Below are 26,139 nucleotides of genomic sequence, written 5' to 3'. Positions count from 1 at the left end.
CTGGCCGCGGGCGCGCAGTGAAGAATGCGAGGCTTCTCCTCCTCGAACGACCGGAGCGACGCGCATGGACAGAATTGACTTCCTGGTTCAGGGATCGGCCGCCGACCCCTACGCATTGACCTTCGAGCGGCGCGACGGCGGCCGCATCGCCACGTATTGTTCGTGCCCGGCGGGCGTGAACGGCGTGTCCTGCAAGCACCGTCTCGCGATCCTGAACGGTTGCTGCGCCGACATCGTGAGCGGCAATCGCGAGCAGGTCGAGAGCGTGACCGCCTGGTTCGCCGACAGCGGATTGGCCGCCGATCTGGCGGCGCTCGACGAGGCCGAACGCGGGTTGACGCAGGCCAAGGCCACGCTGGCGAGCGCGAAGAAACGCGTGGCCGCCGCGTTGAAAGGGCGTTAGGGCGAGCCGTCGGACGGCGAGGCGCGCGGCGCTATCGCCTGCGCCGGATGCCTTCGAGGCGCTGCGGCTGAAGGATCTCCAACTACCCGCGTCGTACCGGCTGGATGAGGCGCGGCCTCGGGATTTCATGCAATTTGAAAGGCGTGTATAGTGGCCGCGCAATAAAAATGAAAGAAAATGCGAGAGGCCATGAAACAGAAAACGCTCGTCAAGATCGTCGGGGTTGTCGTGTTCGGCGGCGCGGTCGCCAGTTATGTCAGTCCTTATCTCACGCTGCACGCGATGCGCTCGGCCATCGTCGACCAGGATGCGGACGCCTTCGCGTCCGATGTCGATTTCCCCGCGGTGCGCGAGAGTTTGCGCGCGCAGATCCTGATCATGATGCAGAACAAGCTGTCGAACGACGCGGACCTGAAGGACAACCCGTTCGCGGGCGTCGGGATGATGCTGGGCATGGGCGTCGCCAATCAAGTGATCGACACGATGGTGACGCCCGCGGGCGTGATGCAGATGATGGCGAACGCGGGCCGGAAGCGGGTGGAGAAAGGCGCTGAAGTCCCGGTGCCGGACGCATCGTCCGCCGCCCGGTCCTCGTCCGCGTCCGCCGATTATTCCGTGCGTTACCGTAACTGGTCCACGGTTGCCGTGGAAGGGCGACGCCAGGGCGCGGAGCCGGCAGTGTTCACGTTCAAGCGCAGCGGCTTGTGGTCGTGGAAGCTGACCGCCGTCACGTTTCCGCCCGAACTGTTGAGCGCTCCCTGACGGTGGCCGGAGTCGGATTGACGAAGCCGGATCGCGGTCTCGAATCGAGGAGAGGCATGGATGTCGACGAAGATGGAAGGCGATGAACGTATGCAGATCGAAACTCAGAAACGAAAGCGGGCGCCGTTCAACCTGATCGCGTTCTCGGACTGCCGGAATGGCGTGAACGGTTTTGCGAAGGACTGGTACTTCTGGGTGCCGGCATCGTTCAAGCCGGCGCTCGATGTCGGCTACAACGAGTACCTCGACGACGAAAAGACCCAGGCTTTGCGCGACAAGCGTTCGCACGAACTGTACGGCGTCTCGCACGAGGCGCTGAAGAAACAGATCGAGGCGAATGGCGACAGGCTGTCCGACTCGGAGGATCACAAGCGGATCATGTCGTTCGCGATCCGGTATCCCGTCGAGACCCAGGGCGAACCGCCGCTCTATGCATTCAGGGAAACGGACAGCCTCGAAAGCCGCTCGGGCCACTGGTACGTGCAGGTGGAGCAGGCGCTGGCCGATACGGACGAGCGGCAGGGCAACGTGGGGTTCCGGCTCTATGCCAGGCACCGCGGCGCGGGGGCGGGTGAAGGCGTGTGGGTCGCGAAGGCCTGGTTGGCGACGTCTCAGCACGAATTCGTGGAACTGCTGCGCACCGGACGGTGCGCAGCGATCGATCTGTCCGATCCGCTCCCGGATCAGGACGCCGCAGCGGGAGAGCGGCCGGGCGCCGTGGCGGCGTGACGCGGGGCGCGTGCGCGGCCGGCCGGCGCATGCCGCGAGCGGGATGCCTCGCGATGGGGCCTGACGAAGGCGGCGCGGCGGATGCCGGCGCCGCGCCGCATCGAGCCGGGGCCGGCGCGTGCTATGCCTCGGCCTTCCAATCCCCCGATTTCCCGCCGCGCTTCTCGCGCACGCTGACCTCGGTGATCACCATCCCGCGATCGACCGCCTTGCACATGTCGTACACGGTCAACAACCCGACCTGCACGGCGGTCAGCGCTTCCATCTCCACCCCGGTGCGGCCGAAGGTCTCGACCTGCGCGCTGCAGCGCACGCCCGGCAACGCCTCGTCGAACTCGAACTCCACCGCGACGCGCGTGAGCGCGAGCGGATGGCACAGCGGGATCAGATCGGCGGTGCGCTTCGCGCCCTGGATCGCGGCGATCCGCGCGACGCCCAGCACGTCGCCTTTCTTCGCGCGGCCGTCGCGGATCAGCGCGAGCGTGTCGGGCAGCATCCGGATCGCGCCGCGCGCGAGCGCGACGCGGCGGGTCTCCTGCTTGTCGCCGACATCCACCATGTGGGCGTGGCCGGCTGCGTCGAAATGGGTGAGTTGGGACATGGAGGGCTCCTTCAGAGGGCGCCTATCATAGCAGCGGCGCGTCGCGGCACGGCCGTTACAATGACGCATCCATCCGGGCCGGTGCGCGCGGCGCCGCGGCCGTCGATCCTTTCGTTCATGCGCGTCAAATCGTTGTTCGTCGTCTCGTTGTCGGTCGTGCTGGCCTGTCCGTCGGGCGGACATGCGCAGTCGCGCGCCGACGCCCTGCCGCTCGAAGCCGCGCCGTTCGCGCCGGAATCGATCTCGACCGTGCCGGCGCTGCCGTCGGGCATCGCGCCCGGCGTGTTCGGCACCTACGGCGGCGCGGAAAACCGCCTGTCGGGCGCATCGGGCGGGATCACGCCCAGTTTGCGCGCGCCGCTGCGGATCCAGCAACTGCCCGATCTCGGCGACGGCTCCGGCGGTGCGCTGACGCCGCAGGCCGAGCGCCGGCTCGGCGAGCGCGTGATGCGCGAGGTGCGGCGCGATCCCGACTATCTCGACGACTGGCTCGTGCGCGACTACCTGAACAGCGTCGCGTCGCGGCTCGCGGTGGCCGCGAACGCGCGCTTCATCGGCGGCTACGCGCCCGATTTCGACCTGTTCGCGATGCGCGACCCGCAGATCAACGCGTTTTCCCTGCCGGGCGGCTTCATCGGCGTCAACAGCGGCCTCGTCGTGATGACGCGCACCGAGTCGGAGCTGGCGTCGGTGCTCGGTCACGAGATGGGCCACGTGCTGCAACGGCACATCGCGCGGATGATCGGCGCGAGCGAGAAGACCGGCTACGCGGCGCTCGCGACGATGCTGCTCGGGGTGCTGGCCGGGATCCTCGCGCGCAGCGGCGATCTCGGCAGCGCGATCGCGCTGGGCGGCCAGGCCTACGCGATCGACAACCAGCTGCGCTTCTCGCGCGGCGCCGAGCGCGAGGCGGACCGGGTCGGCTTCCAACTGCTCGCGGCCGCGGGCTTCGATCCGTACGGGATGCCGGGCTTCTTCGAGCGTCTCGAACGGGCCTCGATGGGCGATGCGGGCGTGCCCGCCTATGCGCGCACCCACCCGCTGACGGGCGAGCGGATCGCCGACATGGACGATCGCGCGCGGCGCGCGCCCTATCGCCAGCCGCGCCAGTCCGCCGAATATGCGTTCGTGCGCGCGCGGCTGCGGATCCTGCAGAACCGTTCGCCGACCGATATCGCGAACGAGGTGCGGCGCCTGCGCACCGAGGTCGACGAGCGGACGGCGGCGAGCCCGGCGGCGAATGTCTACGGCGTCGCGTTCGGCGAGCTGCTCGCGGGCCGTTACGACGCGGCCGGCCAGGCGCTCGCCGCGGCCCGTGCGGATTTCGAGCGGACCCGGCAGGAGGAGGGCGAGACGCTGCGCAGCACGCCGAGCCTCGACCTGCTGGAGGTCGAGATCGCGCGTCGCGCGGGCCGCAACGACGAGGCGGTGCGGCTCGCGGCCGCCGCGCAGCAGCGCTGGCCGGGCTCGCATGCGGCGATCGCCGCGCATCTCCAGGCGCTGCTCGCCGCGCGCCGCTATGCGGATGCGCAGGCGCGCGCGAAGGTGGAAACGCAGGCGGACCCCACGCGTCCGGAATGGTGGAATTTCCTCGCGCAGGCGGCGCTCGGCACGGGCGACGGCATCACGCAGCGGCGCGCGCTCGCGGAGAAATTCGCGCTCGACGGCGCGTGGCCCGCGGCGATCCGCCAGCTGCGCGAGGCGAGCGACAACAAGGCGGCGAGCTTCTACGAGCAGTCGATCATCGCGGCCCGGCTGCACGATTTCGAGATGCGCTACAAGGAAGAGCGCGACGAGGAGAGCAAGCGCGGCTGAGCGGATGCCGCGCGGCCGCGTTCAGCGCCCGGGCTGGCCGGTCGCGTGCGCGGCGGGGCTCGCGACGAAGCCGAAGCGCGCGGCGACGTCCGCGCGCCGGATCGGCGCGAGCGGCAGCTCGACGCCGTCGCGCCAGCGGAACGCGCCGTGCGCGCCGTCGGCATCGAGCGTCGCGTGGTCGGCGAACAGGTCGAGATCGTGGTCGTGCAGCGCGGCGATGCGCGGCGGCGTGGCGGCGTCGGCGAACAGCACGCCGCCCGCGTCGTCGAGCCACGCCTGCGCGGGCTCGAACGCGCGGCCGGTCTGGTCGGTGAGCGCGAGCGGCCGGCCCGGGCCATCCGGCTGCGCGAGCCGCACGATCCAGGGCGTGTAGGCCAGCTCGACGTAGACGCGCTGCGGGCCATTCTGGAAGAACCATTGGCCCGCGTCGTCGCGCTCGTAGTTGCGCGCGATGAAGCCGATCAGCGCCGCATGGCGGATCGGCGAACCGAGCGCGCCGGCCGCCTGCGCGGCGTCGTCGCGCATGCGCCAGTCGCCGCGCCGGTCGAGCAGCAGCCAGCCGGTGCAGTGCGGGACGTTGGGCCACTTCGCGAGGGCCTGTCGGACGATCTCATCCATGGTCGACGAAGCGGGAGCAGTGGTCGAGGATGCGCAGCGGCATCCAGTCGAGCCGGCCCGGGAACGGCCCGGTCATGAAGCCCGCGTGGCCGCCGTGCTCGGGCTGGTCGAGCACGACCGCGCGCGAGACTTCGTCGGGGCCCGGCAGCGCGGAGGCCGGCAGGAACGGATCGTTGCGCGCGTTGACGATCAGCGTGGGCACCTCGATCGCACGCAGCAGCGGCCGCGTGGTGGCCTGGGTCCAGTAGTCGTCCGCGTCGGCGAAGCCGTGCAGCGGCGCGGTGACGATGTCGTCGAAATCGTACATGGTGCGCGCGGCCAGCATCGCGGTGCGGTCGAACAGGCCGGGATAGCGTTCGAGCTTGGCGAGCGCCTTGCGCTTGAGCGTCTTGAGGAAGCTGCGGGTATAGATCATCGCGAAGCCGTGCGACAGCGCGCGGCCGCCCGCGTGCACGTCGATCGGCGTCGAGATCGCCGCGGCGGCCGCGACGCGCGCGCGCTCGTCGCGGCGCTCGCCGAGCCAGCGCAGCAGCACGTTGCCGCCGAGCGACACGCCCGCCGCGACGAGCGGCCCGCGATGGCGGGCGGCGAGGCGCCGCAGGATCCAGTCGACCTCGGCGCTGTCCGCGAGGTGGTAGAAGCGCGGCAGGCGGTTCATCTCGCCGCTGCAGCTGCGGAAGTGCGGGACCACGCCATGCCAGCCGCGGCTTTGCGCGGCCGCCATCAGCACGCGCGCGTAATGCGAGCCGGAACCCCCTTCGAGACCGTGGAACAGCACGAGGAGCGGCGCGTCGGGCGCCGGCGCGGCGCCGGCCGGCCAGGCCAGCCAGTCGAGGTCGATGAAGTCGCCGTCCGGCGTGTCCCAGCGCTCGCGCCGGTACGCGACCTCGGGCCGGCGCGCGAACAGCGCGGGCACGATGGTCTGCGCGTGGCTGGTCGGCAGCCAGCGCGGCGCGCGGTAACGCAGGGTTTCCGCGGGCGCGGGCCGGTCGGCGGCCGGAGTGGGGGAGGACGCGCTGCTCATCGCGATCGGCCGCGCGCGGCGGTCAGTGGAGCGGCCCCTGGCCGTGGCGGATCTTGGCCGCGAACTGGGTGGCGGTCTGCGCGGGGATCGGGCTCGAGTGGATGTGCGCGATCCGCCATTCGCCGCGCTCGTGGATCATCACGTAGGTCGCGAACACCATGTCCGGCTCGGCCGTGAGGTCGGCGTACTGGTGCGCTTCGGCGACCGTGTAGACGACGGTGCCGAGGCTGTCGTAGACGCGGATGTCGAGCGGCTCGATCGTGACCGGCTGGGTCGACAGGCGCTGCGCGAAGCCGCCGCGGATCTGGTCGAGGCCGTGCAGATGCGCGCCGTCGGCCCAGATGCAGCTCGCGAAGTCCTCGTCGATCCACAGGACCATCAGGGCGTCGAGGTTGGCGTCGGCAATCGCCTGATAATAGGCGTTGAGCGTATCGGCGGCAGCTTCGAAGAGGCGGGCAAAACGTGGCATCGGGTTATCTCTCGCGCGCGGGGCGCGCCGTTACAAGGCGGCGGATGCGAGCCACGCCCGCGTCCGCCGGTGAATCGACCGCGCGGCGGGCTCGCGCCGCAGCCGGCGGGCCGCTCAGCGCTGCCCGACGAGCATGCCGCGCAAATCGCCGAATACCTGCTCCGGGCTCAGCTCGCGCAGGCAGTTCAGATGGCCGAGCGGGCATTCGCGTTCGAAGCAGGGACTGCATTCGAGATGCAGCCATTGTACCTTCGCCAGCTCCGACAGCGGCGGGGTGTGGCGCGGGTCGGTCGAGCCGTACAGCGCGACGAGCGGCCGGCGCAGCGCGGCCGCCACGTGCATCAGGCCGGAATCGTTGGTGACCACGGCGTTCGCGCGCGCGATCAGCGCGCAGGCTTCGCTGAGCGAGGTCTGGCCGCACAGGCTGCGCACGTTCGGCGCGCGCTCGGCGATCGCCTGCGCGACCGCGGCGTCCTTCGGCGAGCCGAGCGCGACGATCTGCGTATAGGGGAACGACTGGCTCACGCTGTGCGCGAGCGCCGCGAAGTGCTCGGGCGGCCAGCGCTTGGCCGGGCCGTACTCGGCGCCCGGGCAGAACACGACGAGCGGCTTGCGGGTGTCGAGGTTGAAGCGGGCGGACACCCGCGCGGTCTCGTTCAGGTCCGCGTCGAGGCGCGGCGGCGGCAGCGCCTTCATCGTGTCCGGCAGCCGAGCGCCCGGCGCGTACGCGAGCGCGGCGTAGTGCTCGGCCATCGCCGGACGCTCGTCGCGCTTGCGGCTCGGGTTCGCGTGGCGCACGTTGAGCAGGCCGTAGCGCTTCTCGCCCGTATAGCCGATCCGCAGCGGAATGCCCGCGAGCCAGGGGATCAGCGCGGACTTCAGCGAATTCGGCAGCACGTAGGCGGCGTCGTAGCCGTTGTCGCGCAGGTCGCTCGCGAGCTGCCAGCGGCGCAGCATCTGCAGCTTGCCGTGCGCGAGGTCGGTCGCGTAGACATCGTGGATTTCGGGCATCCGTTCGAGCACGGGCGCCACCCAGCCCGGCGCCACGGCATCGATGACGATGCGGGGATGGAGTTTCTTCAGCAGCGCGAAAAGCGGCTGCGCCATCAATGCGTCACCGATCCAGTTCGGTGCGATTACCAACGCGCGACGCATCAGGTCGATATCCGGTGTCGTGATGAAGCGCGGCGCGCAGGCGCCGCGTTCGGGTTGCGAGAGAAAGAAGACGGCGGCGCGTGCCGGGTCGGCCGCGCCGCTTCAGCCGGGCAACGCGCCCGCCGGGCTTCAGTGGCCCTTGACGACTTCGCCGTCACGCAGCTTGTAGCGCGTGCCGCAGTACGGGCAGCGCGCCTCGCCGTGCGAGACGTCGATGAAGACGCGGGGATGCGCGCTCCAGCGCGGCATCGACGGGTTCGGGCAGTAGGCCGGCAGATCCTTGGCGGTCAGCTCGATCAGCGGCATTTCCTTCAGTTCGCTCATGGGGTGTTCTCGTTATGCGATGGGGCAGGCGCGCCCGTGCGGGCGCGCCGTGTTCAGATCTTCGCGAGCCAGTGCGCGTGCTTCGCGCTCTTGCCCGTCACGACGTCGAAAAACGCCGCCTGCAGTTTTTCCGTGATCGGGCCGCGCGCGCCGTTGCCGATCGTGCGGTTGTCGAGCTCGCGGATCGGCGTGACTTCGGCGGCGGTGCCGGTGAAGAACGCTTCGTCCGCGGTGTAGACCTCGTCGCGGGTGATGCGCTTCTCGATCACCTCGATGCCCGCTTCCTTCGCGAGCGTGATCACCGTGTCGCGGGTGATCCCGTCGAGGCAGGACGCCAGGTCGGGGGTGTACAGCTTGCCGTGGTTGACCAGGAAGAAGTTCTCGCCCGAGCCTTCCGACACGTAGCCGTCGACGTCGAGCAGCAGCGCCTCGTCGTAGCCGTCGGTGGTCGCTTCCTGGTTCGCCAGGATCGAGTTCACGTACCAGCCCGACGCCTTCGCGCGCACCATCGAGACGTTCACGTGATGGCGCGTGAACGACGAGGTCTTCACGCGGATCCCCTTGGCGAGGCCGTCCTCGCCGAGGTACGCGCCCCACGGCCAGGCCGCGATCGCGACGTGGATCGTGTTGCCCTTCGCGGACACGCCGAGCTTTTCCGAGCCGACCCAGATGATCGGGCGCAGATAGCACGATTCCAGCTTGTTCTCGCGCACCACGTCGCGCTGGGCGGCCTCGAGCGTTTCCTGGTCGAACGGCACGTCCATCTGGAAGATCTTCGCGGAGTTCAGCAGGCGCTTCGTATGTTCCTTCAGACGAAAGATCGCGCTGCCGCCGTCGGCCGTCTTGTACGCGCGCACGCCTTCGAAGACGCCCATGCCGTAGTGCAGCGTGTGGGTCAGCACGTGGATGTTCGCGTCACGCCAATCGATCAGCTTGCCGTCCATCCAAATCTTGCCGTCGCGGTCGGCCATTGACATAGGTATCTCCTAACGGGATGCGGTTGTATGCAGCATTGAGCCGGAAAGACGCTTATTTTAGCGTCTTTTGCCCGGCGGACGGGCGCCGGCCGGTGATGCGGCGCTATAATCCCCGAGTAAATTTCTCAAGAATAACGGGAGGCGGCGCGGTTGCACGCGGGTCGCCCGGCTTTTTCGCCACGCCGGCGCTCCCATCGATGCTCGCTCGCCTGTCCGCCACCAACCGCTATGCCCTCGTGCAGGGCGCCCGCGATTATGCCCCGACCTTGATGGCGATCCTCTCGTGGGGGCTCGTCACGGGCATCGCGATGAGCAAGTCGGTGCTCACGGTCGGCCAGGCGGCCGGGATGTCGCTGCTGGTCTACGCGGGCTCGTCGCAGCTCGCGGTGCTGCCGCTCTTCGCCGCCAAGCTGCCGCTCTGGACCATCCTGCTCACCGCGGCGATGGTGAACACCCGCTTCGTGATCTTCAGCGCCGGGCTCGCGCCGCACTTCGCGCACCTGCCGATGTGGCGGCGCCTCGCAATCGGCTACTTCAACGGCGACGTGATCTATCTGCTGTTCCAGAAGCAGGGCTTCGCGCCGGGCCCGGTGCCGGGCAAGGAGGCCTATTTCTGGGGGATGGCCGCGTCGAGCTGGCTGTCGTGGCAGGCGTCCTCGCTCGCCGGCATCCTGCTGGCGAGCTTCTTCCCGGACAGCTGGGGGCTCGAACTCGCGGGCACCCTCGCGCTGATCCCGATCATGGTGACCGCGGTCGCGAACCGCTCGACGCTGGCCGCGGTCGCGGTGGCGGGGATCGTCTCGCTGCTCGCGTTCGACCTGCCGTACCGGCTCGCGCTGCCGCTCGCGGTGGTCGCCGCGCTCGCGGCGGGCAGCGTGACCGACCTGTTCGTCGAACGCGCCGACTGGCGGCGCGTCCGCGCGTCCCGTGGGCATGACGCCGGGGAGGCGGAATGAGCGCGACCCAGGTCTGGCTGGCGATCCTCGGCATGACGCTCGTGACCGCGGTCACGCGCGCGCTGTTCCTGATGGGCGGCGAGCGCGGCGTGTTGCCGGAGCGGGTCCAGCGCGCGCTGCGCTACGCGCCCGCCGCCGCGCTGATGGCGGTGGTGCTGCCCGACGTCCTCGAAACCCCGGACGGCATCTCGTTCGCGCTGTCGAACCACGAGTTCTACGCGGCCGTCGCCGGGCTCGGCTGGTTCCTGTGGCGGCGCAGCATGCTCGGCACGATCGTCGTCGGGATGCTCGTCTTCACCGCATTGCGCCTGATGTTCTGAGCCGCGTGCTGCCGCGCCGCCGCGATTGCTGCGATGCGGCTCGCAACTGGCCCCCAAATAGGCGGAATTCGCGTCTCGACGGGGCGGCCGGCGGAACGGATCGGCTAGAATGTTCCCTCTCGACTTTCGCGCGCGTGCGCGGCCCGGCCCGGCCGCGCGCGGCGCGCCGTGCCGGCTGCCCGCGCGCGTCGAACCGCCTTCCTCATCAACCTCATCCAGTCCCATGAGCCAAGTAAAGCGTCTTACCGACCTGATCGCCGAAGGCAAGCTCTCCGGCAAACGCGTGTTCATCCGCGCCGACCTGAACGTGCCGCAGGACGACCACGGCAACATTACCGAGGACACCCGCGTGCGCGCGTCGGTTCCGGCGATCCGCGCCGCGCTCGATGCGGGCGCGGCCGTGATGGTCACGTCGCACCTCGGCCGCCCGACCGAGGGCGCGTTCAAGCCGGAAGATTCGCTCGCGCCCGTCGCGCAGCGCCTCGCGGAACTGCTGGGCCGCGACGTGCCGCTCGTCTCGAACTGGGTCGAGCAGGGCGTCGAGGTCGCGCCGGGCCAGGTCGTGCTGCTGGAAAACTGCCGGGTCAACCCGGGCGAGAAGAAGAACGACGACGCGCTCGCGCAGAAGATGGCGAAGCTGTGCGACATCTACGTCAACGATGCGTTCGGCACCGCGCACCGCGCCGAGGCGACCACCCACGGCATCGCGAAGTACGCGCCCGTCGCCTGCGCGGGCCCGCTGCTCGCGGCCGAGCTGGACGCGCTCGGCAAGGCGCTCGGCAACCCGAAGCGGCCGCTCGTGGCGATCGTCGCGGGTTCGAAGGTGTCGACCAAGCTGACGATCCTGAAATCGCTCGCCGAGAAGGTCGACCAGCTGATCGTCGGCGGCGGCATCGCGAACACCTTCATGCTGGCGGCGGGCCTGACCATCGGCAAGTCGCTCGCCGAGCCGGACCTCGTCGCCGAGGCCAAGGCGATCATCGACGAGGCGCGCAAGCGCGGCGCATCGGTGCCGATCCCGTCGGACGTCGTGACCGCGAAGGAATTCGCGCCGACCGCCGCGGCCACCGTGAAGCAGGTCGCCGACATCGAGGCCGACGACCTGATCCTCGACATCGGCCCGGAAACCGCCAAGGCGCTCGCCGGCCAGCTCGGGAAGGCCGGCACGATCGTCTGGAACGGCCCGGTCGGCGTGTTCGAATTCGACCAGTTCGGCAACGGCACCCGCACGCTGGCGGATGCGATCGCCCATTCGTCGGCGTTCTCGATCGCGGGCGGCGGCGATACGCTCGCCGCGATCGCGAAGTACGGGATCCACGACAAGGTCAGCTACATCTCGACGGGCGGGGGCGCGTTCCTCGAATTCCTCGAGGGCAAGACGCTGCCGGCGGTCGAAGTGCTTGAAACGCGCGCGGCCTGACCCGCATGACCCGCGGACGGTGCGCGGCGCGCGCCCGCCGTCCGCGGCGCAGGACCTGACAGGATGAACAAAGCGACGCCGGGCCCCCGGGCACCGGCGCGCATTCCGGATGCGGCGGCCGCTGGGCCGCGCGGGTCCGGCTCTCGCAGCGGTACGCCCAGCACCACTCAGACTCGACGAGGAGATTCATGCATCGCGCCACCAAGATTGTCGCCACCATCGGCCCGGCCTCCAGCTCGCCCGAGGTCCTGCTGCAGATGATGCAGGCGGGGCTCGACGTCGTCCGGCTCAATTTCTCGCACGGCACCGCGGACGACCACCGGCAGCGCGCCGAGATGGTCCGCGAGGCCGCGCGCAAGGTCGGCCGGGAAATCGCGATCATGGCCGATCTGCAGGGGCCGAAGATCCGCGTCGGCAAATTCGAGATGGGCAAGACCCTGCTCGCGCCGGGCCAGCCGTTCATCCTCGACGGTGCATGCGAGCTGGGCAACGACGAACGCGTCGGGCTCGACTACAAGGACCTGCCGCGCGACCTGAAGCCGGGCGACCTGCTGCTGCTCAACGACGGCCTGATCGTGCTGACCGTCGAGCGCATCGTCGGCGAGGAGATCCATACGATCGTCAAGATCGGCGGCGAGCTGTCGAACAACAAGGGCATCAACCGCCAGGGCGGCGGCCTGTCGGCGCCCGCGCTGACGGCCAAGGACATGGAGGACATCCGCACCGCGATGTCGCTCGGCGCGGACCTGGTGGCGGTGTCGTTCCCGAAGAACGCGACCGACATGGAAATGGCGCGCCAGCTCGCGAACATCGCGGGCGCGCCCTACGGCATCAAGCCGAAGATGATCGCGAAGATCGAGCGCGCGGAGGCGATTCCGGCGCTGCAGGGCATCCTCGACGCGTCGGACGGCATCATGGTCGCGCGCGGCGACCTCGCGGTCGAGGTCGGCAACGCGGCGGTGCCCGCGCTGCAAAAGCGCATGATCCGCATGGCGCGCGAGTCGAACAAGCTCGTGATCACCGCGACGCAGATGATGGAATCGATGATCCACGCGCCGGTGCCGACCCGCGCCGAGGTGTCGGACGTCGCGAACGCGGTGCTCGACGGCACCGACGCGGTGATGCTGTCGGCCGAGACGGCGACGGGCAAGTACCCGGTGGTCACGATCGAGACGATGGCGGCCGTCTGCGTCGAGGCGGAGAAATCCGAGCAGGTCGAGCTGGACAAGGATTTCCTCGACCGCACCTTCACCCGGATCGACCAGTCGATCGCGATGGGCGCGCTGTTCACGGCCTACCACCTGGGCGCCAAGGCGATCGTCGCGCTGACCGAATCGGGCGCGACCGCGCTGTGGATGTCGCGCCACTACACTCACGTGCCGATCTTCGCGCTGACGCCGCGGGTCGGCAGCGAGCGCGCGATGGCGCTGTTCCGCAACGTGACCCCGCTGCACGTCGATTTCAACAGCGACCGCGACGCGGCGCTGCAGGCGGCGCTCGAGATCGTGGTCCGGCAGGGCTTCGTGCAGCACGGCGACATGGTCGTGCTGACGGTCGGCGAGCCGATGGGGCAGGCGGGCGGCACCAACACCCTCAAGATCGTGCGGGTCGGCGAACCTTACTGAGCGTTTCGGGGCCGTAGTCCGGGCCGGATGGGCCGCGCGGGGTCAGATGCCCCGCGCGGCCCTTTTTGCTGGAAAACGTGCGTTCGCCCACAACAATTTGGGCGTGGGATACCGATTTGGTCTGAATCCGGGGCGCTTCGCGATAAAATGCGGCTATTCGACGCTCAGCCGCGCAGGTCCGCCCGTCCATCCGCCGGGGCGGGCCGTCAGCCGCCGCCCAGGGCGCACCGGTTTTCTATCAAGGAGTTCCACAATGCCTCTCGTATCAATGCGTCAACTGCTGGATCACGCGGCGGAACACGGCTACGGCCTGCCGGCGTTCAACGTGAACAACCTCGAGCAGGTGCAGGCGATCATGGCGGCCGCCGACCAGGTGAACGCGCCGGTGATCATGCAGGCGTCGGCCGGCGCCCGGAAATACGCGGGCGAGCCGTTCCTGCGCCACCTGATCGAGGCGGCGATCGAGTCCTATCCGCATATCCCGGTGGTGATGCACCAGGATCACGGGCAGTCGCCGGCGGTCTGCATGGCGGCGATCCGCAGCGGCTTCACGAGCGTGATGATGGACGGCTCGCTGGAGGCGGACGGCAAGACGGTGGCGTCGTATGAATACAATGTCGACGTGTCGCGCAAGGTCGTCGAGATGGCGCACTCGATCGGCGTGACGGTCGAGGCGGAACTGGGCGTGCTGGGCTCGCTCGAGACGATGAAGGGCGACAAGGAAGACGGCCACGGCGCGGAAGGCACGATGACCCGCGAGCAGCTGCTGACCGATCCGGAGCAGGCGGCCGACTTCGTCAAGCGCACGCAGTGCGACGCGCTCGCGATCGCGATCGGCACCTCGCACGGCGCCTACAAGTTCACGAAGAAACCCACGGGCGATATCCTGTCGATCCAGCGCATCAAGGAAATCCACGCGCGGATCCCGAACACGCACCTGGTGATGCACGGCTCGTCGTCGGTGCCGCAGGAACTGCTCGCGGAGATCCGCGAGTTCGGCGGCGACATGAAGGAAACCTACGGCGTGCCGGTCGAGGAAATCCAGGAAGGCATCAAGCACGGCGTGCGCAAGGTGAATATCGACACCGACCTGCGGCTCGCGATCACGGGCGCGATCCGCCGCTACCTGTTCGAGAACCCGGGCAAGTTCGATCCGCGCGACTACCTGAAGCCGGCCCGCGAAGCGGCGAAGCAGGTGTGCGTCGATCGTTACCTGGCGTTCGGCTGCGAGGGGCAGGCAGGCAAGATCACGCCGCTCCCGCTCGACAAGATCGCCGAGAAGTACAAGGCCGGCGCGCTCGCGCAAGTCGTGCGCTGAGGCGCCGCGCCGGCCGGGCCTGGCGGCCCGGCCGGTCGACCGGTTGCAGCCGCCGTTCCCGCCGGTGAAGGGGAACGGCGTTTCCCTTTTTGTTTGGCTTCTATCTTCTGCGAAACGACGATGTCTACCCTCTACGAATCCACGCTCCGCTCGCTGCCGCTCCTCGGCCGTGGCAAGGTCCGCGACAACTACGCGGTCGGCAACGACAAGCTCCTGATCGTCACGACCGACCGTCTGTCGGCGTTCGACGTGATCATGGGCGAGCCGATTCCGAACAAGGGCCGGGTGCTGAACCAGATGGCGAACTTCTGGTTCGACAAGCTCGCGCACATCGTCCCGAATCACCTGACGGGCGACGCGCCGGAAGCGGTCGTGGCCGCCGATGAAGTCGCGCAGGTCGAGGGCCGCGCGGTGGTGGTCAAGCGCCTCGAACCGATCCTGATCGAGGCCGTGGTGCGCGGCTATCTCGCGGGCAGCGGCTGGAAGGACTATCAGGCCACCGGCAAGGTGTGCGGCGTCGAGCTGCCGGCCGGCCTGCAGAACGCGCAGAAGCTGCCCGAGCCGATCTTCACGCCGGCCGCGAAGGCGGAGATGGGCCATCATGACGAGAACATCACGTACGAGGAAGCCGAGCGCCGGATCGGCACCGAGCTGACCGCGACGATCCGCGACATCTCGATCCGCCTGTACAAGGAAGCGGCCGACTACGCGGCCACGCGCGGCATCATCATCGCCGACACGAAGTTCGAGTTCGGCCTCGACAGCCACGGCCAGCTGTTCCTGATGGACGAGGCGCTGACCGCCGATTCGTCGCGCTTCTGGCCGGCCGACCAGTATCAGGTCGGCACCAATCCGCCGTCGTTCGACAAGCAGTTCGTGCGCGACTGGCTCGAAACCCAGGACTGGAAGAAGGAGCCGCCCGCGCCGGCGCTGCCGCAGGACGTGGTCGACCGGACGAGCGCGAAGTACCAGGAAGCGCTCGAGCGCATCACCGGCCAGCAGCTCGCCTGAGCGGCGTCCGACCACACGAGGAACCGCACGATGAGCGAAGTCCAAACCGCCCACACGCACAGCGCGCCGCTCGTCGGCGTGCTGATGGGATCCAGTTCCGATTGGGACGTGATGAAGCACGCGGTCGCGATCCTGCAGGAATTCGGCGTGCCCTACGAGGCGCGCGTGGTGTCCGCGCACCGCATGCCCGACGAGATGTTCGACTATGCGGAGAAGGCGCGCGAGCGCGGCCTGCGCGCGATCATCGCGGGCGCGGGCGGCGCCGCGCACCTGCCCGGCATGCTGGCCGCGAAGACCACCGTGCCGGTGCTCGGCGTGCCGGTCGCGAGCAAGTACCTGAAAGGCGTCGATTCGCTGCACTCGATCGTGCAGATGCCGAAGGGCGTGCCGGTCGCGACCTTCGCGATCGGCGAGGCGGGCGCGGCGAACGCGGCGCTGTTCGCCGTATCGCTCCTGGCCGGCACGACGGCCGACTACGCGAACCGGCTCGCCGCGTTCCGCGTGCGCCAGAACGAAGCCGCGCACGCGATGAGCCTGCCGCCGCTGTAACCGGCCTCGCGCGAAGGCCCTGAATCGTCCTGACTGCGGCGGGTGCGCTGCCCGCCGCGACCGACACTGACATGACTGCACTCCCCACCCCGGTTTCACCGATCCTGCCCGGCGCCTGGCTTGGCATGGTCGGCGGCGGCCAGCTCGGCCGCATGTTCTGTTTCGCCGCGCAAGCGATGGGTTATCGCGTCGCGGTGCTCGACCCCGATCCGACCAGCCCGGCGGGCACGGTCGCCGACCGCCACCTGCGCGCCGCGTACGACGACGAGGCCGCGCTCGCGGAACTCGCGCAGCTGTGCGAGGCGGTGTCGACCGAGTTCGAGAACGTGCCGGCCGCGAGCCTCGACCTGCTCGCGCGCTCGACCTTCGTCGCGCCGGCCGGCCGCTGCGTCGCGATCGCACAGGACCGGATCGCCGAGAAGCGCTTCATCGCCGCCTCGGGCGTACCGGTCGCGCCGCACGTGGCGATCGAATCCGACGCGCAGCTGGCCGCGCTCACCGACGCCGAGCTCGACGCGGTGCTGCCCGGGATCCTCAAGACCGCCCGGCTCGGCTACGACGGCAAGGGGCAGGCGCGGGTGCGCACCGCGCAGGACGTCCGCGACGCGCATGCGGCGCTGCGCGGCGTGCCGTGCGTGCTCGAAAAGCGGCTCGCGCTCGAGTACGAGGTGTCGGCGCTGGTCGCGCGCGGCGCGGACGGCCGCTCGGCGGTGTTCCCGCTCGCGCAGAACACCCACCATGACGGCATCCTCTCGCTGACCGTGGTGCCGGCGCCCGCCGCGGACGACGCGCTGGCCGAGACCGCCCGGCAGGCCGCGGTGCGCATCGCGGACGCGCTCGACTACGTCGGCGTGCTGTGCGTCGAGTTCTTCGTGCTCGCGGACGGCTCGCTGGTCGCCAACGAGATGGCGCCGCGCCCGCACAATTCCGGCCACTACACGGTCGATGCGTGCGCAACGAGCCAGTTCGAGCAGCAGGTGCGCGCGATGACCCGCCTGCCGCTCGGCGATGCGCGCCAGCACTCGCCGGCGACGATGCTCAACATCCTCGGCGACATCTGGTTCGACGGCGATCCGGACGGTCCCGCCGTCACGCCGCCGTGGGACCGCGTCGCCGCGATGCCGGCCGCGCGCCTGCATCTGTACGGCAAGGAGGAGGCGCGCGTCGGCCGCAAGATGGGCCACGTGAACTTCACCGCGCCGACGCTCGACGAAGCGGTCGACGCCGCCACCGCGTGCGCGCAGCTGCTGCGCATTCCGCTCGACTGAGGCGGAGCCGCGATGTCCAGTGACCGATCCCATCCGGCGTCGATTGTGAGCGCCGCCCAGATCGATGCGGCCGCCGCGCTGCTCGACGCGGGCCAGCTCGTCGCGTTCCCGACCGAGACCGTTTACGGGCTCGGCGGCGACGCGCAGGACCCCGACGCCGTTGCGCGCATCTACGCGGCCAAGGGTCGCCCGGCGAACCATCCGGTGATCGTCCACCTGCCTCCCGGGGGCGATCCGGGCTACTGGGTCGACACCTTGCCCGCCGACGCGCGCCGGTTGATCGACGCATTCTGGCCCGGTCCGCTCACGCTGATCCTGAAGCGCGCCGCGCGGATTCCGGCCGCCGTGAGCGGCGGCCAGGACTCGGTCGGGCTGCGCTGCCCGTCGCATCCCGTCGCGCAGGCGCTGCTGCACGCATTCAGCGCGCGGCGCGGCGGCCACGGCGGGGTGGCCGCGCCGTCCGCGAACCGTTTCGGCCATGTGAGCCCGACCACCGCGCAGCACGTGCGCGACGAGTTCGGCGACACGGTGCACGTGCTTGACGGCGGGCCGTCCGAGGTCGGCATCGAGTCGACGATCCTCGATCTGTCGCGCGGGTTTCCCGCGCTGCTGCGCCCGGGCCGCGTGACGCCCGCGGACATCGCCGACGTGCTCGGCGTCGCGCCGCGCCTGCCGGACGGCGGCGATGCGAGCGCGCCGCGCGCGTCGGGCACGCTGAAGGCGCACTACGCGCCGCGCACGCCGCTCGCGCTGCTGCCGTTCGAGTCGCTCGACGCGCTGCTCGCCGGCGCGCGCGCGGCCGGCGAACGCGTCGCGCTGGTCGCGCGCGCGTCGCGCGCGGGGCACTGGGCGGGCGAGGCGGGCGTGCACTTCGTCGCGGCGCCCGAGGATCCACACGCCTACGCGCGCGAGCTGTACGGGCTGCTGCGCGCGCTCGATCGCGCGCAGGTCGCGCGGATCCTGGTCGAGAAACTGCCGGACACGCCCGAGTGGATCGCGGTGAACGACCGGCTCGGCCGGGCCGCGGCCGCCTTCGAAGCACAGGCGTGAACGGCCGGCGCATCGTGCGCCGCCGCCAATGAAAAAGCCCGGGGCTCGCGCACCCGGGCTTTTTTTCGTCGCGCGATGCGGGCCGGCCGGCCCGCGCGCCCGGCTTACTTGCCGACGCCGCTTGCGGCGATCTGCTTCTCGACGTACTGCGCGTACAGCGCGTGCAGGTGCGTGGTCGGGTGGACCGTGTCGGCGAACATGTAGGTCTGGTCGGCGTTCGCGACCGTGTAGGTCTGCGGCGAGCAGAACAGCGAGGAGCCGTATGCGGTCGGCGAGGGCACGCCGGCCTTGGTCGCGGCGGCGATCATCGCCTGCAGGTTGCACGCGGTGCCGGTGTTCGACACCGAGAAGCCGTTCGACTGGTAGTTCGCGGTGATGCCGTCCTGCCACGTGAACACATCGACCACCGTCGCCTTGGTCGGGTCGACCTTGAGCGCCTGCAGCGTGCCGACGAGGGTCTGGTTGAACAGGCCCGACAGCTGCGTGAACGCGGCCTGCTGCGCGGGGCCGCCTTGCACCGCGAGCGGCGTGCCGCCGATATCCGGGATGTTCGACACGTACACGTGGGTCGCGCCCGACGCGACGATCTGCTGGACGACGCCCGCGAGCTGTTGCGCGGCGAGGCCGACCTGCTGCGCGGCCGCGACCTGCGCCGCCTGCGTGCCCGCGGCCTGCGCGACGGCTGCCTGGAAGAAGATGTCGTTCGCGCCGCCGTTGATCAGCACGATCTGGTTGGCGTTGAAGCTGCCGTACTGCTGCAGGTACTGCTGGACCTGGGTTGCGATCGGCACCGTGGTCGCCTGCGCATAGGACTGGTTCGGCGTGCCCGCGGGCGCATAGCCGATCCCCGGCTGCTGGGTCACGCGCGCGCCGCCCTGCGCGTAGCCGCGGCCGCCCGTCGCGGTCAGCGGAATGCCGAAGCCGCCCTGGTAGGCGGGCGTGAGCGTGTCGCCGTAGTACGTCGCGACCACCTGGGTCCACACCTGGCCCGGGTTCGTCGTGAAGCGGCCGCCGCCGAAACCGAGCTGGATCTGCGAATAGGTGCCGACGTCGGACAGGCTGTCGCCGAACGACACGACCTGCATCTTCACGCCGGACGGCGGGGTGTTGCTGGCGCCGCTGTTGTCGTCGCCGCCGCCGCAGGCCGCGAGCAGCGCGAACGAGGCGCATGCGAGCGCGATTTGCGCGGTGCGCAGCTTCGTACGGCCCGGTTGTTGTGTTTGTTTCATTCCTGCATCTCCTCGTAGATATGGCCTGACTTGCTTTGCTGCGCTCCGCTTTGTCTGCCGCGCCGCAGCCCGTGCCGGGCGGCGCGGCGGCCGTTGGCTGAAAACTGGTTAGGGTTCGCCGAGCGCCGCCCGTCCCGATGGGTCGGTCGGCGCCACGGTCGCGCGGGCGACCCGCGCATGATAAGCGCTCGCCCATTCGGGCGGGCCGAAAATCGCGCGCAGCTTGTCGCGCCACCCGTCGACCCGCCAGGCGTCGGCCGCCATCGAGCGCCATTCGTGGAAGGTCGCGACGAGCGGGTTGTTCGAGCGCAAGGGTTCGACGATGCCGTAGGCGGGCGGATCGCGCGGATCCTCTTCGACGAAGCTGTTGAACAGCCGGTCCCAGATCACCAGCACGCCCGCGTAGTTGCGGTCGATGTAGCGTGGATTGCGCGCATGGTGCGCGCGGTGGATCGACGGCGTGTTGAGCACGTATTCGAGCCAGCCGAGCTTCGGAATCGTCTGCGTGTGGACGAAGAACTGGAACGCGAGATTGATCAGCACGATGCCCACGATCTGCTGCGGCGGGAAGCCGAGGAACGCGAGCGGCAGCCAGAACGCCCACATGCCCGCGACCGGATACATCAGGCTCTGGCGCATCGCGGTGGAGAAGTTCAGGCGTTCGGACGAGTGGTGAACCACGTGGGCGGCCCACAGCCAGCGCACCCGGTGGCTGCAGCGGTGAAATACGTAGTACAGCAGATCTTGTGCAACGAACAGCAGCGCGAACGACAGCCAGCCGGCGTCCCACGTGAACAGCCGGTAGTGGGTGTAGCAGAAGGCGTAGACGGGGATCACGAACAGCCACGCGACCTTGTCGGCGGCCTGGTGCATGAGCGCGAGCGCGGCATTGCAGAGCGTGTCGCGCCAGTCGTAGAGGCGGGCGTCCGGGCGGGTGCGCGCCAGGTGCCACGCTTCCCAGCCGATGCAGATGAGAAAGACGGGCGCCAGCGCAAGCAGAAGCAATTCAACATTGAATTGCATGGACGTCTCCTCCTTTCCCCTGGCGGTGCTTTTATGCCGCTGATTCAGGCAAACAGGGTACGCAATCGAGGTGCCGGGCGCGAGCGGTTCCGTAGAAGGAGTATTCGGGGCAGGGTTTGTACCGAAGCCCCGTCCCGCGCGGTTCGAACGGGTGTTTGAGGCGGCGCGTGGAAGCGGTTCCGGCGCGCCGCGACCCGCGCGTTCAGCGCGGTCCCGCGTAGACCCATTCGAGCAGCGCGTCGTGCGCGGCGCGCGCGGCCTCCGCGTGGCCGTCGTTGATGAAGCTGACGACCACGTAGCTGGAACCGTCGGCCGATGCGACATAGCCGGCGATCGCGCGCACGTCGCGCAGCGTGCCGGTCTTGATGTGCGCGTTGCCGAGCACCGGCTGGTTGGTCAGGCGGTTCTTCATGGTGCCGTCGATGCCGGCGATCGGCAGCGAGTCGACGAACACCTGCGCGACCGGGCTCGCGTTCGCGGCCTGCAGCAGGCTGGCGAGCGACAGCGCGCTCACGTGCTCGTCGCGCGACAGGCCGGAGCCGTTGTCGAGCGCCAGCTCGGGCATCGCGATGCCGCTGCGCGCGAGGAACGCCTGGATCACCCGGCTCGACTGCTCGGTCGTCGCGGGCGGCTTGCCCGCGACCGCGCCGATCGTGAGGAACAGGTTGCGCGCCATCACGTTGTTGCTGTGCTTGTTGATGTCGTAGACGATGCTCGACAGCACCGGGCCGTGGTGGACCGCGACCGGCCGCGCGTCTCCCGGCACCACGCCCTCGCTGATCGCGCCGTTGAAGGTGCCGCCCGTCTGGCGCCACAGCGCGAGGAAGCCGCGCGCGAAGAAGGTCGTGTGGTTCAGCACGGCGAGGTTGGTCGTCATCGTGCCGCAGCGGCTCGGCAGGTTGCCGTTGAACGACGCGGTCAGCATGCCGTCCGCGCCGGCCGTCACGGCCGGCCGCGCGACGCCGCACGAGCCCTTGCCTTCCTGCAGCTGGTTGTCGATCGCGAGATCGGACAGCGGCGGCAGCACGTCGATCGCGACCGTGCCGCTGTCGGTCGGCGTGACCGTGAAGCTCAGCGACTTGAACGCGTACAGCAGCGCATCGGGGCCGACGTTGTACGGCGCGCTCGCGTCGTCGTCGAACGGCGGCAGGTCGCGCGTCGACGGCGCGAAGTAGCTCTTGTCGAGCACCAGCGCGCCGTCGATGTTGACGATGCCGGCGCGGCGGATCTTGTTGACGAGGTCGATCAGCTCCTCCGGCACGAGCTTGGGATCGCCGCTGCCCTTGATGTAGAGATTGCCGTGCAGCGTGCCGGCCGGGTCGATGCTGCCCGTGGCGTAGGCGCTCGTGCGCCAGCGGTAGCCGGGACCGAGGATCGACAGGCCGGAATAGGTGGTGACGAGCTTCATGGTCGACGCGGGCAGCATCGGTCGGCTCGCGTTCCACGACACGAGCGGATCGCGGTCGCCGATGCGCTCGATCACCACGCTCATGCTCGATGCCGGCACCCGTGCGCGCTGCAGCGCGCCGAGCACGCTGGCGGGCAGGATGTCGTGCGCGGTGGAGACGGCGGCCGGATAGCGCGGCGCCTTCTTGCGCGCATCGGCGGGCGTCGCGAACGCGAGCGCGGCGCAGGCGGCGAGCGCCGCCGCGCAGCGCAGCGCGGCGCGCGCGCGGCGCGGTGGGACGGAACGGGCGGAGGGCTTCATCGGGGCGGTTCGGAGGACGGACGACATGCGGGAATCAGGTGGCGCGCCGGCGGCGCAAAGCGCTCATTGTAGAGACTCGCGGCGGGTTCCGACGAAATTGCCGCCCGGGGGCGTCGGCGGGGCCCCGCGCGGCGCTACAATGAGCGCCATTGTCGATGCAGGGTGGACCCCAGTCAGGATGCGAATACTGCTAGTCGAAGACGACCGGATGATCGCCGAGGGCGTGCGCAAGGCGCTCAAGAGCGACGGCTGCGCGGTCGACTGGGTGGAGGACGGCGAGGCCGCGCTGACGGCGCTCGGCGGCGAAGCTTACGATCTGCTGCTGCTCGATCTCGGCCTGCCGAAACGCGACGGGATCGACGTGCTGCGCACGCTGCGCGCACGCGGGCTGATGCTGCCGGTGCTGATCCTCACTGCGCGCGACGCGGTGGCCGATCGCGTGAAGGGCCTCGATGCGGGCGCGGACGACTACCTCGTGAAGCCGTTCGACCTCGACGAGCTGGGCGCGCGGATGCGCGCGCTGATCCGCCGCCAGGCGGGCCGCAGCGAATCGCTGATCCGCCACGGCGCGCTGACGCTCGATCCCGCCTCGCACCAGGTGACGCTCGACGGCGCGCCGGTCGCGCTGTCCGCGCGCGAGTTCGCGCTGCTCGAGGCGCTGCTCGCGCGTCCGGGCGCGGTGCTGTCGAAGAGCCAGCTCGAGGAGAAGATGTACGGCTGGGGCGAGGAGATCGGCAGCAATACCGTCGAGGTCTATATCCATGCGCTGCGCAAGAAGCTCGGCTCGGACCTGATCCGCAACGTGCGCGGGCTGGGCTACATGGTCGTGAAGGAAGCGTAGCGCGTGAGGTCGATTCGTCATCAATTGCTGGTTTGGCTGCTCGCGATCGTGGTGGCCGGGGTCGGCATCGCCGGCTGGCTGATCTACCGCCAGGCGCTCGCCGAGGCGAACGAACTGTTCGACTACCAGCTCCAGGAAATCGCCGCCGCGCTGCCGTCGGAACCGTTCTCGCAGGTGTTCGGCTCGCGCACCAACGGCGACGAAGGGATCGTGATCCAGATCTGGAATCGCAACGGCGTGCTCATGTATTTCTCGCATCCGCGCGCGCCGATCGCGCCGCGCGCCGAGCTGGGTTTCTCGACCGAACGCACCGAGCGCGGCGAGTGGCGCGTGTACGGCGCGATCGTCGGCGACAACGTGGTGCAGCTCGCGCAGCCGCTGTCGGTGCGCAACCGGCTCGCGGCGAACGTCGCGCTGCGCACGCTGTGGCCGCTGATCGTGCTGCTGCCGTTCCTGGGCGCGGCCGTGTGGATGATCGTCGGGCGCGGGCTCGCGCCGCTCGGCCGCGTCACGCGCGCGGTCGAGGCGCGCCGGCCGGAGGCGCTCGACGCGCTGCCGGACGCCGGCCTGCCGCTCGAGGTGCAGCCGCTCGTGCGCGCGCTGAACCGGCTGCTCGCGCGGCTGTCGGCCGCGCTCGACACGCAGAAGGCCTTCGTCGCGGACGCCGCGCACGAACTGCGCACGCCGCTCGCGGCGGTGCAGATCCAGGCGCAGCTCGTCGCGCGCGCGCAGGACGACGCCACGCGCCGCGAGGCGATCGCCGACTTGCAGAGCGGCGTCACGCGCGCGAACCGGCTCGCCGAGCAGTTGCTCGCGCTCGCGCGCGCGGAACCGGACGGCGCGGCGATCCGCGAGCCGGTCGACCTGCCGGCTTTGCTGGCCGATTGCGTGGCGGCCTATGCGCCGCTCGCGCAGCGCCGCGACATCGACCTCGGCCTCGAGGAGGTGCAGCCGGCCAAGGTGCTCGCCGATCCGGCCGCGCTGCGCGTGATGTTCGGCAACCTGCTCGACAATGCGGTGAAGTACACGCCGGACGGCGGGCGGATCGATGTGTCGCTGACCGCCGACGCCACCGGCCGGGCGAGCGTGCGGATCGGCGACAGCGGCCCGGGGATCCCGGCCGACGAGCGCGAGCGCGTGTTCGACCGCTTCTATCGCGATTCGTCGGCGCGCGCGCGCACGGACGTCTCCGGCAGCGGCCTCGGGCTCGCGATCGTCAAGCGGGTGGCGGCGCAGCAGGGCGCGACGGTGAGCCTGGGCGAGGCCTCGGCGGGCGGCCTGCAGGTGAGCGTGGAGTTTCGTCGGGCCGCGTAGGCCGGGCCGCGTAGGCCGGCCTCCTCGCTCCACGCGCGCGATCGCCCTTGAGTCGCCCTCGCGTTCGGTTAAGCCTCCTTTAAGGCAGCGTCGTTACGCTGCCTGTCAACAAAGAGGAGGTCAGTCGATGAATACCCGATTCCTGGCGCGTGGAGCCATTGCCGTCGCGGTCGCGGCGGCGCTCTCGGCCGGCTATGTCGCCGGCACCCGTCATGCCGATCCGCAGATCATCACGCCCGCGGCCGCCGCGGCGCTGATGCCGGCCGAGGCGGCGGCGAAGACCGGCATCCCCGATTTTTCGGGGCTCGTGGAAACCTATGGGCCGGCGGTCGTGAACATCAGCGCGAAGCACATGGTGAAGCAGGTTGCGCAGCGCGGCGTCCCGCAGCTGCCGATCGACCCGAGCGATCCGTTCTACCAGTTCTTCCGGCATTTCTACGGCCAGATCCCCGGCATGGGCGGCGGCGCGCAGCCGAACGACCAGCCGAGCGCGAGCCTGGGCTCGGGCTTCGTCGTCAGCCCGGACGGCTACATCCTGACCAACGCGCACGTGATCGACGGCGCGAACGTCGTCACCGTGCGGCTGACCGACAAGCGCGAATACCGCGCGAAGGTGATCGGCGCCGACAAGCAGTCCGACGTCGCGGTGCTGAAGATCGACGCGACCGGCCTGCCGACCGTCAAGATCGGCGATCCGTCGCAGAGCAAGGTCGGTCAGTGGGTGGTCGCGATCGGCTCGCCGTACGGTTTCGACAACACGGTCACGTCGGGCATCATCAGCGCCAAGTCGCGCTCGCTGCCGGACGAGAACTACACGCCGTTCATCCAGACCGACGTGCCGGTCAATCCCGGCAACTCGGGCGGCCCGCTGTTCAACCTGAACGGCGAGGTGATCGGCATCAATTCGATGATCTACTCGCAGACGGGCGGCTTCCAGGGCCTGTCGTTCGCGATTCCGATCAACGAGGCGATCAAGGTCAAGGACGAGCTGGTGAAGACCGGCCACGTGAGCCGCGGCCGGCTCGGCGTCGCGGTGCAGGCGCTGAACCAGACGCTCGCCAGCTCGTTCGGGCTCGCCAAGCCGGACGGCGCGCTCGTCAGCTCGGTCGACCCGAAGGGGCCGGCCGCCAAGGCGGGGCTGCAGCCGGGCGACGTGATCCTGTCCGTGAACGGCGCGCCGGTGACCGATTCGACCATGCTGCCGTCGCAGATCGCGGGCATGAAGCCGGGCAGCCGGGCGGACCTGCAGATCTGGCGCGACAAGGGCAAGAAGAATGTTACTGTGACGCTCGCGTCGCTGGGTGACGGCCAGTCGTCCGCCAGCGCCGACACGCCGGTCGAGCAGGGGCGCCTGGGCGTCGCGGTCCGGCCGCTGAGCCCGCAGGAGCGCAACGCGACCTCGCTCACCCACGGCCTGATCGTGCAGCAGTCGAACGGTCCGGCCGCGAGCGCCGGGATCCAGCCCGGCGACGTGATCCTCGCCGTGAACGGCCGGCCGGTCACGAGCGCCGATCAGTTGCGCGACGCCGTCAAGAATGCCGGCAACAGCCTCGCGCTGCTGATCCAGCGCGACGACGCGCAGATCTTCGTGCCGGTCGACCTCGGCTGACCGGCGCGGCGGTCCCGCCGC

Annotated in this window: 26 protein-coding genes; 16 read left to right on the top strand and 10 right to left on the bottom strand. The window is 69.9% G+C overall.

Annotated elements, in window-relative coordinates; genetic code table 11:
- Positions 1-64 precede the first annotated feature (64 nt).
- The 3 genes from AC1RQF_RS05870 (at position 65) to AC1RQF_RS05860 (ending at position 1,894) form a co-directional block, all read left to right on the top strand.
- The gene (locus AC1RQF_RS05870) at positions 65-403 is read left to right on the top strand and encodes a hypothetical protein (protein WP_273998955.1); all 339 of its coding nucleotides are present in this window, start codon (positions 65-67) and stop codon (positions 401-403) included.
- A gap of 189 nt (positions 404-592) precedes the next feature.
- Positions 593-1,165, top strand: coding sequence for a DUF2939 domain-containing protein (locus AC1RQF_RS05865; protein ID WP_492871510.1), 573 nt, complete (start codon positions 593-595; stop codon positions 1,163-1,165).
- Positions 1,166-1,225: 60 nt separating this feature from the next.
- Positions 1,226-1,894: a hypothetical protein gene (locus AC1RQF_RS05860; protein WP_492871509.1), complete on the top strand. Its 669-nt coding sequence runs from the start codon at positions 1,226-1,228 to the stop codon at positions 1,892-1,894.
- Positions 1,895-2,015: 121 nt separating this feature from the next.
- Here the strand turns inward: AC1RQF_RS05860 and moaC are convergent, their stop codons facing one another.
- A complete protein-coding gene (moaC, locus tag AC1RQF_RS05855) occupies positions 2,016-2,495 on the bottom strand; it encodes a cyclic pyranopterin monophosphate synthase MoaC (RefSeq protein WP_273998951.1) in 480 nt (159 codons plus the stop codon).
- Between the two features lie 117 nt (positions 2,496-2,612).
- On the opposite strand from moaC, the gene AC1RQF_RS05850 reads away from it, so the two are divergent.
- The gene (locus tag AC1RQF_RS05850) at positions 2,613-4,310 is read left to right on the top strand and encodes a M48 family metalloprotease (RefSeq protein ID WP_492871508.1); all 1,698 of its coding nucleotides are present in this window, start codon (positions 2,613-2,615) and stop codon (positions 4,308-4,310) included.
- 21 nt (positions 4,311-4,331) lie between these two features.
- On the opposite strand, the gene AC1RQF_RS05845 is transcribed toward AC1RQF_RS05850, so the two are convergent.
- From AC1RQF_RS05845 to AC1RQF_RS05820, 6 genes are all read right to left on the bottom strand, one after another.
- The gene (locus AC1RQF_RS05845) at positions 4,332-4,928 is read right to left on the bottom strand and encodes a DUF2946 family protein (protein WP_492871507.1); all 597 of its coding nucleotides are present in this window, start codon (positions 4,926-4,928) and stop codon (positions 4,332-4,334) included.
- Positions 4,921-5,952 (bottom strand): hydrolase, encoded by a 1,032-nt coding sequence (locus AC1RQF_RS05840; RefSeq protein ID WP_273998947.1) that lies wholly within the window; start codon positions 5,950-5,952, stop codon positions 4,921-4,923. The genes AC1RQF_RS05845 and AC1RQF_RS05840 overlap by 8 nt, the downstream gene beginning before the upstream one ends.
- Before the next feature lie 22 nt (positions 5,953-5,974).
- Positions 5,975-6,421, bottom strand: coding sequence for a nuclear transport factor 2 family protein (locus AC1RQF_RS05835; RefSeq protein WP_252983132.1), 447 nt, complete (start codon positions 6,419-6,421; stop codon positions 5,975-5,977).
- Positions 6,422-6,535: 114 nt separating this feature from the next.
- On the bottom strand, positions 6,536-7,576 hold the full coding sequence (gene waaF, locus AC1RQF_RS05830; RefSeq protein WP_273998945.1) for a lipopolysaccharide heptosyltransferase II: 1,041 nt from the start codon (positions 7,574-7,576) through the stop codon (positions 6,536-6,538).
- Positions 7,577-7,705: 129 nt separating this feature from the next.
- Positions 7,706-7,900, bottom strand: a complete 195-nt coding sequence (locus AC1RQF_RS05825; protein ID WP_273998943.1) for a zinc-finger domain-containing protein — start codon at positions 7,898-7,900, stop codon at positions 7,706-7,708.
- Between the two features lie 53 nt (positions 7,901-7,953).
- Positions 7,954-8,877, bottom strand: coding sequence for a branched-chain amino acid transaminase (locus AC1RQF_RS05820; RefSeq protein ID WP_273998942.1), 924 nt, complete (start codon positions 8,875-8,877; stop codon positions 7,954-7,956).
- 197 nt (positions 8,878-9,074) lie between these two features.
- Between AC1RQF_RS05820 and AC1RQF_RS05815 the strand changes: the two genes are divergently transcribed.
- The 9 genes from AC1RQF_RS05815 (at position 9,075) to AC1RQF_RS05775 (ending at position 18,394) form a co-directional block, all read left to right on the top strand.
- On the top strand, positions 9,075-9,833 hold the full coding sequence (locus AC1RQF_RS05815) for an AzlC family ABC transporter permease (protein WP_273998940.1): 759 nt from the start codon (positions 9,075-9,077) through the stop codon (positions 9,831-9,833).
- On the top strand, positions 9,830-10,153 hold the full coding sequence (locus tag AC1RQF_RS05810) for an AzlD domain-containing protein (RefSeq protein ID WP_273998939.1): 324 nt from the start codon (positions 9,830-9,832) through the stop codon (positions 10,151-10,153). The genes AC1RQF_RS05815 and AC1RQF_RS05810 overlap by 4 nt, the downstream gene beginning before the upstream one ends.
- 223 nt (positions 10,154-10,376) lie before the next feature.
- Positions 10,377-11,573, top strand: a complete 1,197-nt coding sequence (locus tag AC1RQF_RS05805; RefSeq protein ID WP_273998938.1) for a phosphoglycerate kinase — start codon at positions 10,377-10,379, stop codon at positions 11,571-11,573.
- Between the two features lie 188 nt (positions 11,574-11,761).
- Entirely contained in the window at positions 11,762-13,198 is a 1,437-nt protein-coding gene (pyk, locus tag AC1RQF_RS05800; RefSeq protein WP_273998937.1) for a pyruvate kinase, read from the top strand.
- Between the two features lie 253 nt (positions 13,199-13,451).
- Positions 13,452-14,516, top strand: a complete 1,065-nt coding sequence (gene fba / locus AC1RQF_RS05795) for a class II fructose-bisphosphate aldolase (RefSeq protein WP_273998936.1) — start codon at positions 13,452-13,454, stop codon at positions 14,514-14,516.
- A 120-nt stretch (positions 14,517-14,636) separates the two neighbouring features.
- Complete coding sequence (locus tag AC1RQF_RS05790) at positions 14,637-15,527, top strand: phosphoribosylaminoimidazolesuccinocarboxamide synthase (protein ID WP_252981773.1); 891 nt, start codon at positions 14,637-14,639, stop codon at positions 15,525-15,527.
- A 30-nt stretch (positions 15,528-15,557) separates the two neighbouring features.
- Entirely contained in the window at positions 15,558-16,076 is a 519-nt protein-coding gene (gene purE / locus AC1RQF_RS05785; protein ID WP_273998934.1) for a 5-(carboxyamino)imidazole ribonucleotide mutase, read from the top strand.
- A 71-nt stretch (positions 16,077-16,147) separates the two neighbouring features.
- Complete coding sequence (locus AC1RQF_RS05780) at positions 16,148-17,344, top strand: 5-(carboxyamino)imidazole ribonucleotide synthase (protein ID WP_273998933.1); 1,197 nt, start codon at positions 16,148-16,150, stop codon at positions 17,342-17,344.
- Between the two features lie 12 nt (positions 17,345-17,356).
- Entirely contained in the window at positions 17,357-18,394 is a 1,038-nt protein-coding gene (locus AC1RQF_RS05775; RefSeq protein ID WP_273998931.1) for an L-threonylcarbamoyladenylate synthase, read from the top strand.
- A gap of 104 nt (positions 18,395-18,498) precedes the next feature.
- On the opposite strand, the gene AC1RQF_RS05770 is transcribed toward AC1RQF_RS05775, so the two are convergent.
- The 3 genes from AC1RQF_RS05770 to dacB form a co-directional block, all read right to left on the bottom strand.
- Positions 18,499-19,623 carry an SGNH/GDSL hydrolase family protein gene (locus AC1RQF_RS05770; protein ID WP_273998930.1) on the bottom strand — a complete coding sequence of 375 codons (1,125 nt, stop codon included), beginning with the start codon at positions 19,621-19,623 and terminating at the stop codon, positions 18,499-18,501.
- Between the two features lie 108 nt (positions 19,624-19,731).
- Positions 19,732-20,646, bottom strand: coding sequence for a sterol desaturase family protein (locus AC1RQF_RS05765; RefSeq protein WP_492871506.1), 915 nt, complete (start codon positions 20,644-20,646; stop codon positions 19,732-19,734).
- Between the two features lie 202 nt (positions 20,647-20,848).
- A complete protein-coding gene (gene dacB / locus AC1RQF_RS05760) occupies positions 20,849-22,354 on the bottom strand; it encodes a D-alanyl-D-alanine carboxypeptidase/D-alanyl-D-alanine endopeptidase (RefSeq protein ID WP_273998928.1) in 1,506 nt (501 codons plus the stop codon).
- Between the two features lie 178 nt (positions 22,355-22,532).
- Here dacB and AC1RQF_RS05755 point away from each other — a divergent pair, with 178 nt between their 5' ends.
- From AC1RQF_RS05755 to AC1RQF_RS05745, 3 genes are all read left to right on the top strand, one after another.
- Positions 22,533-23,195 carry a response regulator gene (locus tag AC1RQF_RS05755; protein WP_273998927.1) on the top strand — a complete coding sequence of 221 codons (663 nt, stop codon included), beginning with the start codon at positions 22,533-22,535 and terminating at the stop codon, positions 23,193-23,195.
- Between the two features lie 3 nt (positions 23,196-23,198).
- A complete protein-coding gene (locus AC1RQF_RS05750) occupies positions 23,199-24,509 on the top strand; it encodes an ATP-binding protein (RefSeq protein WP_273998925.1) in 1,311 nt (436 codons plus the stop codon).
- 127 nt (positions 24,510-24,636) lie between these two features.
- Positions 24,637-26,118, top strand: coding sequence for a DegQ family serine endoprotease (locus AC1RQF_RS05745; RefSeq protein ID WP_273998923.1), 1,482 nt, complete (start codon positions 24,637-24,639; stop codon positions 26,116-26,118).
- Positions 26,119-26,139: the final 21 nt, after the last annotated feature.

The sequence above is a fragment of the Burkholderia sp. GW821-FHT14F03 genome, from assembly GCF_058803765.1.
Note: the sequence above shows the minus strand (reverse complement) of the source record. Positions and strands in the feature narration are given on the sequence as shown.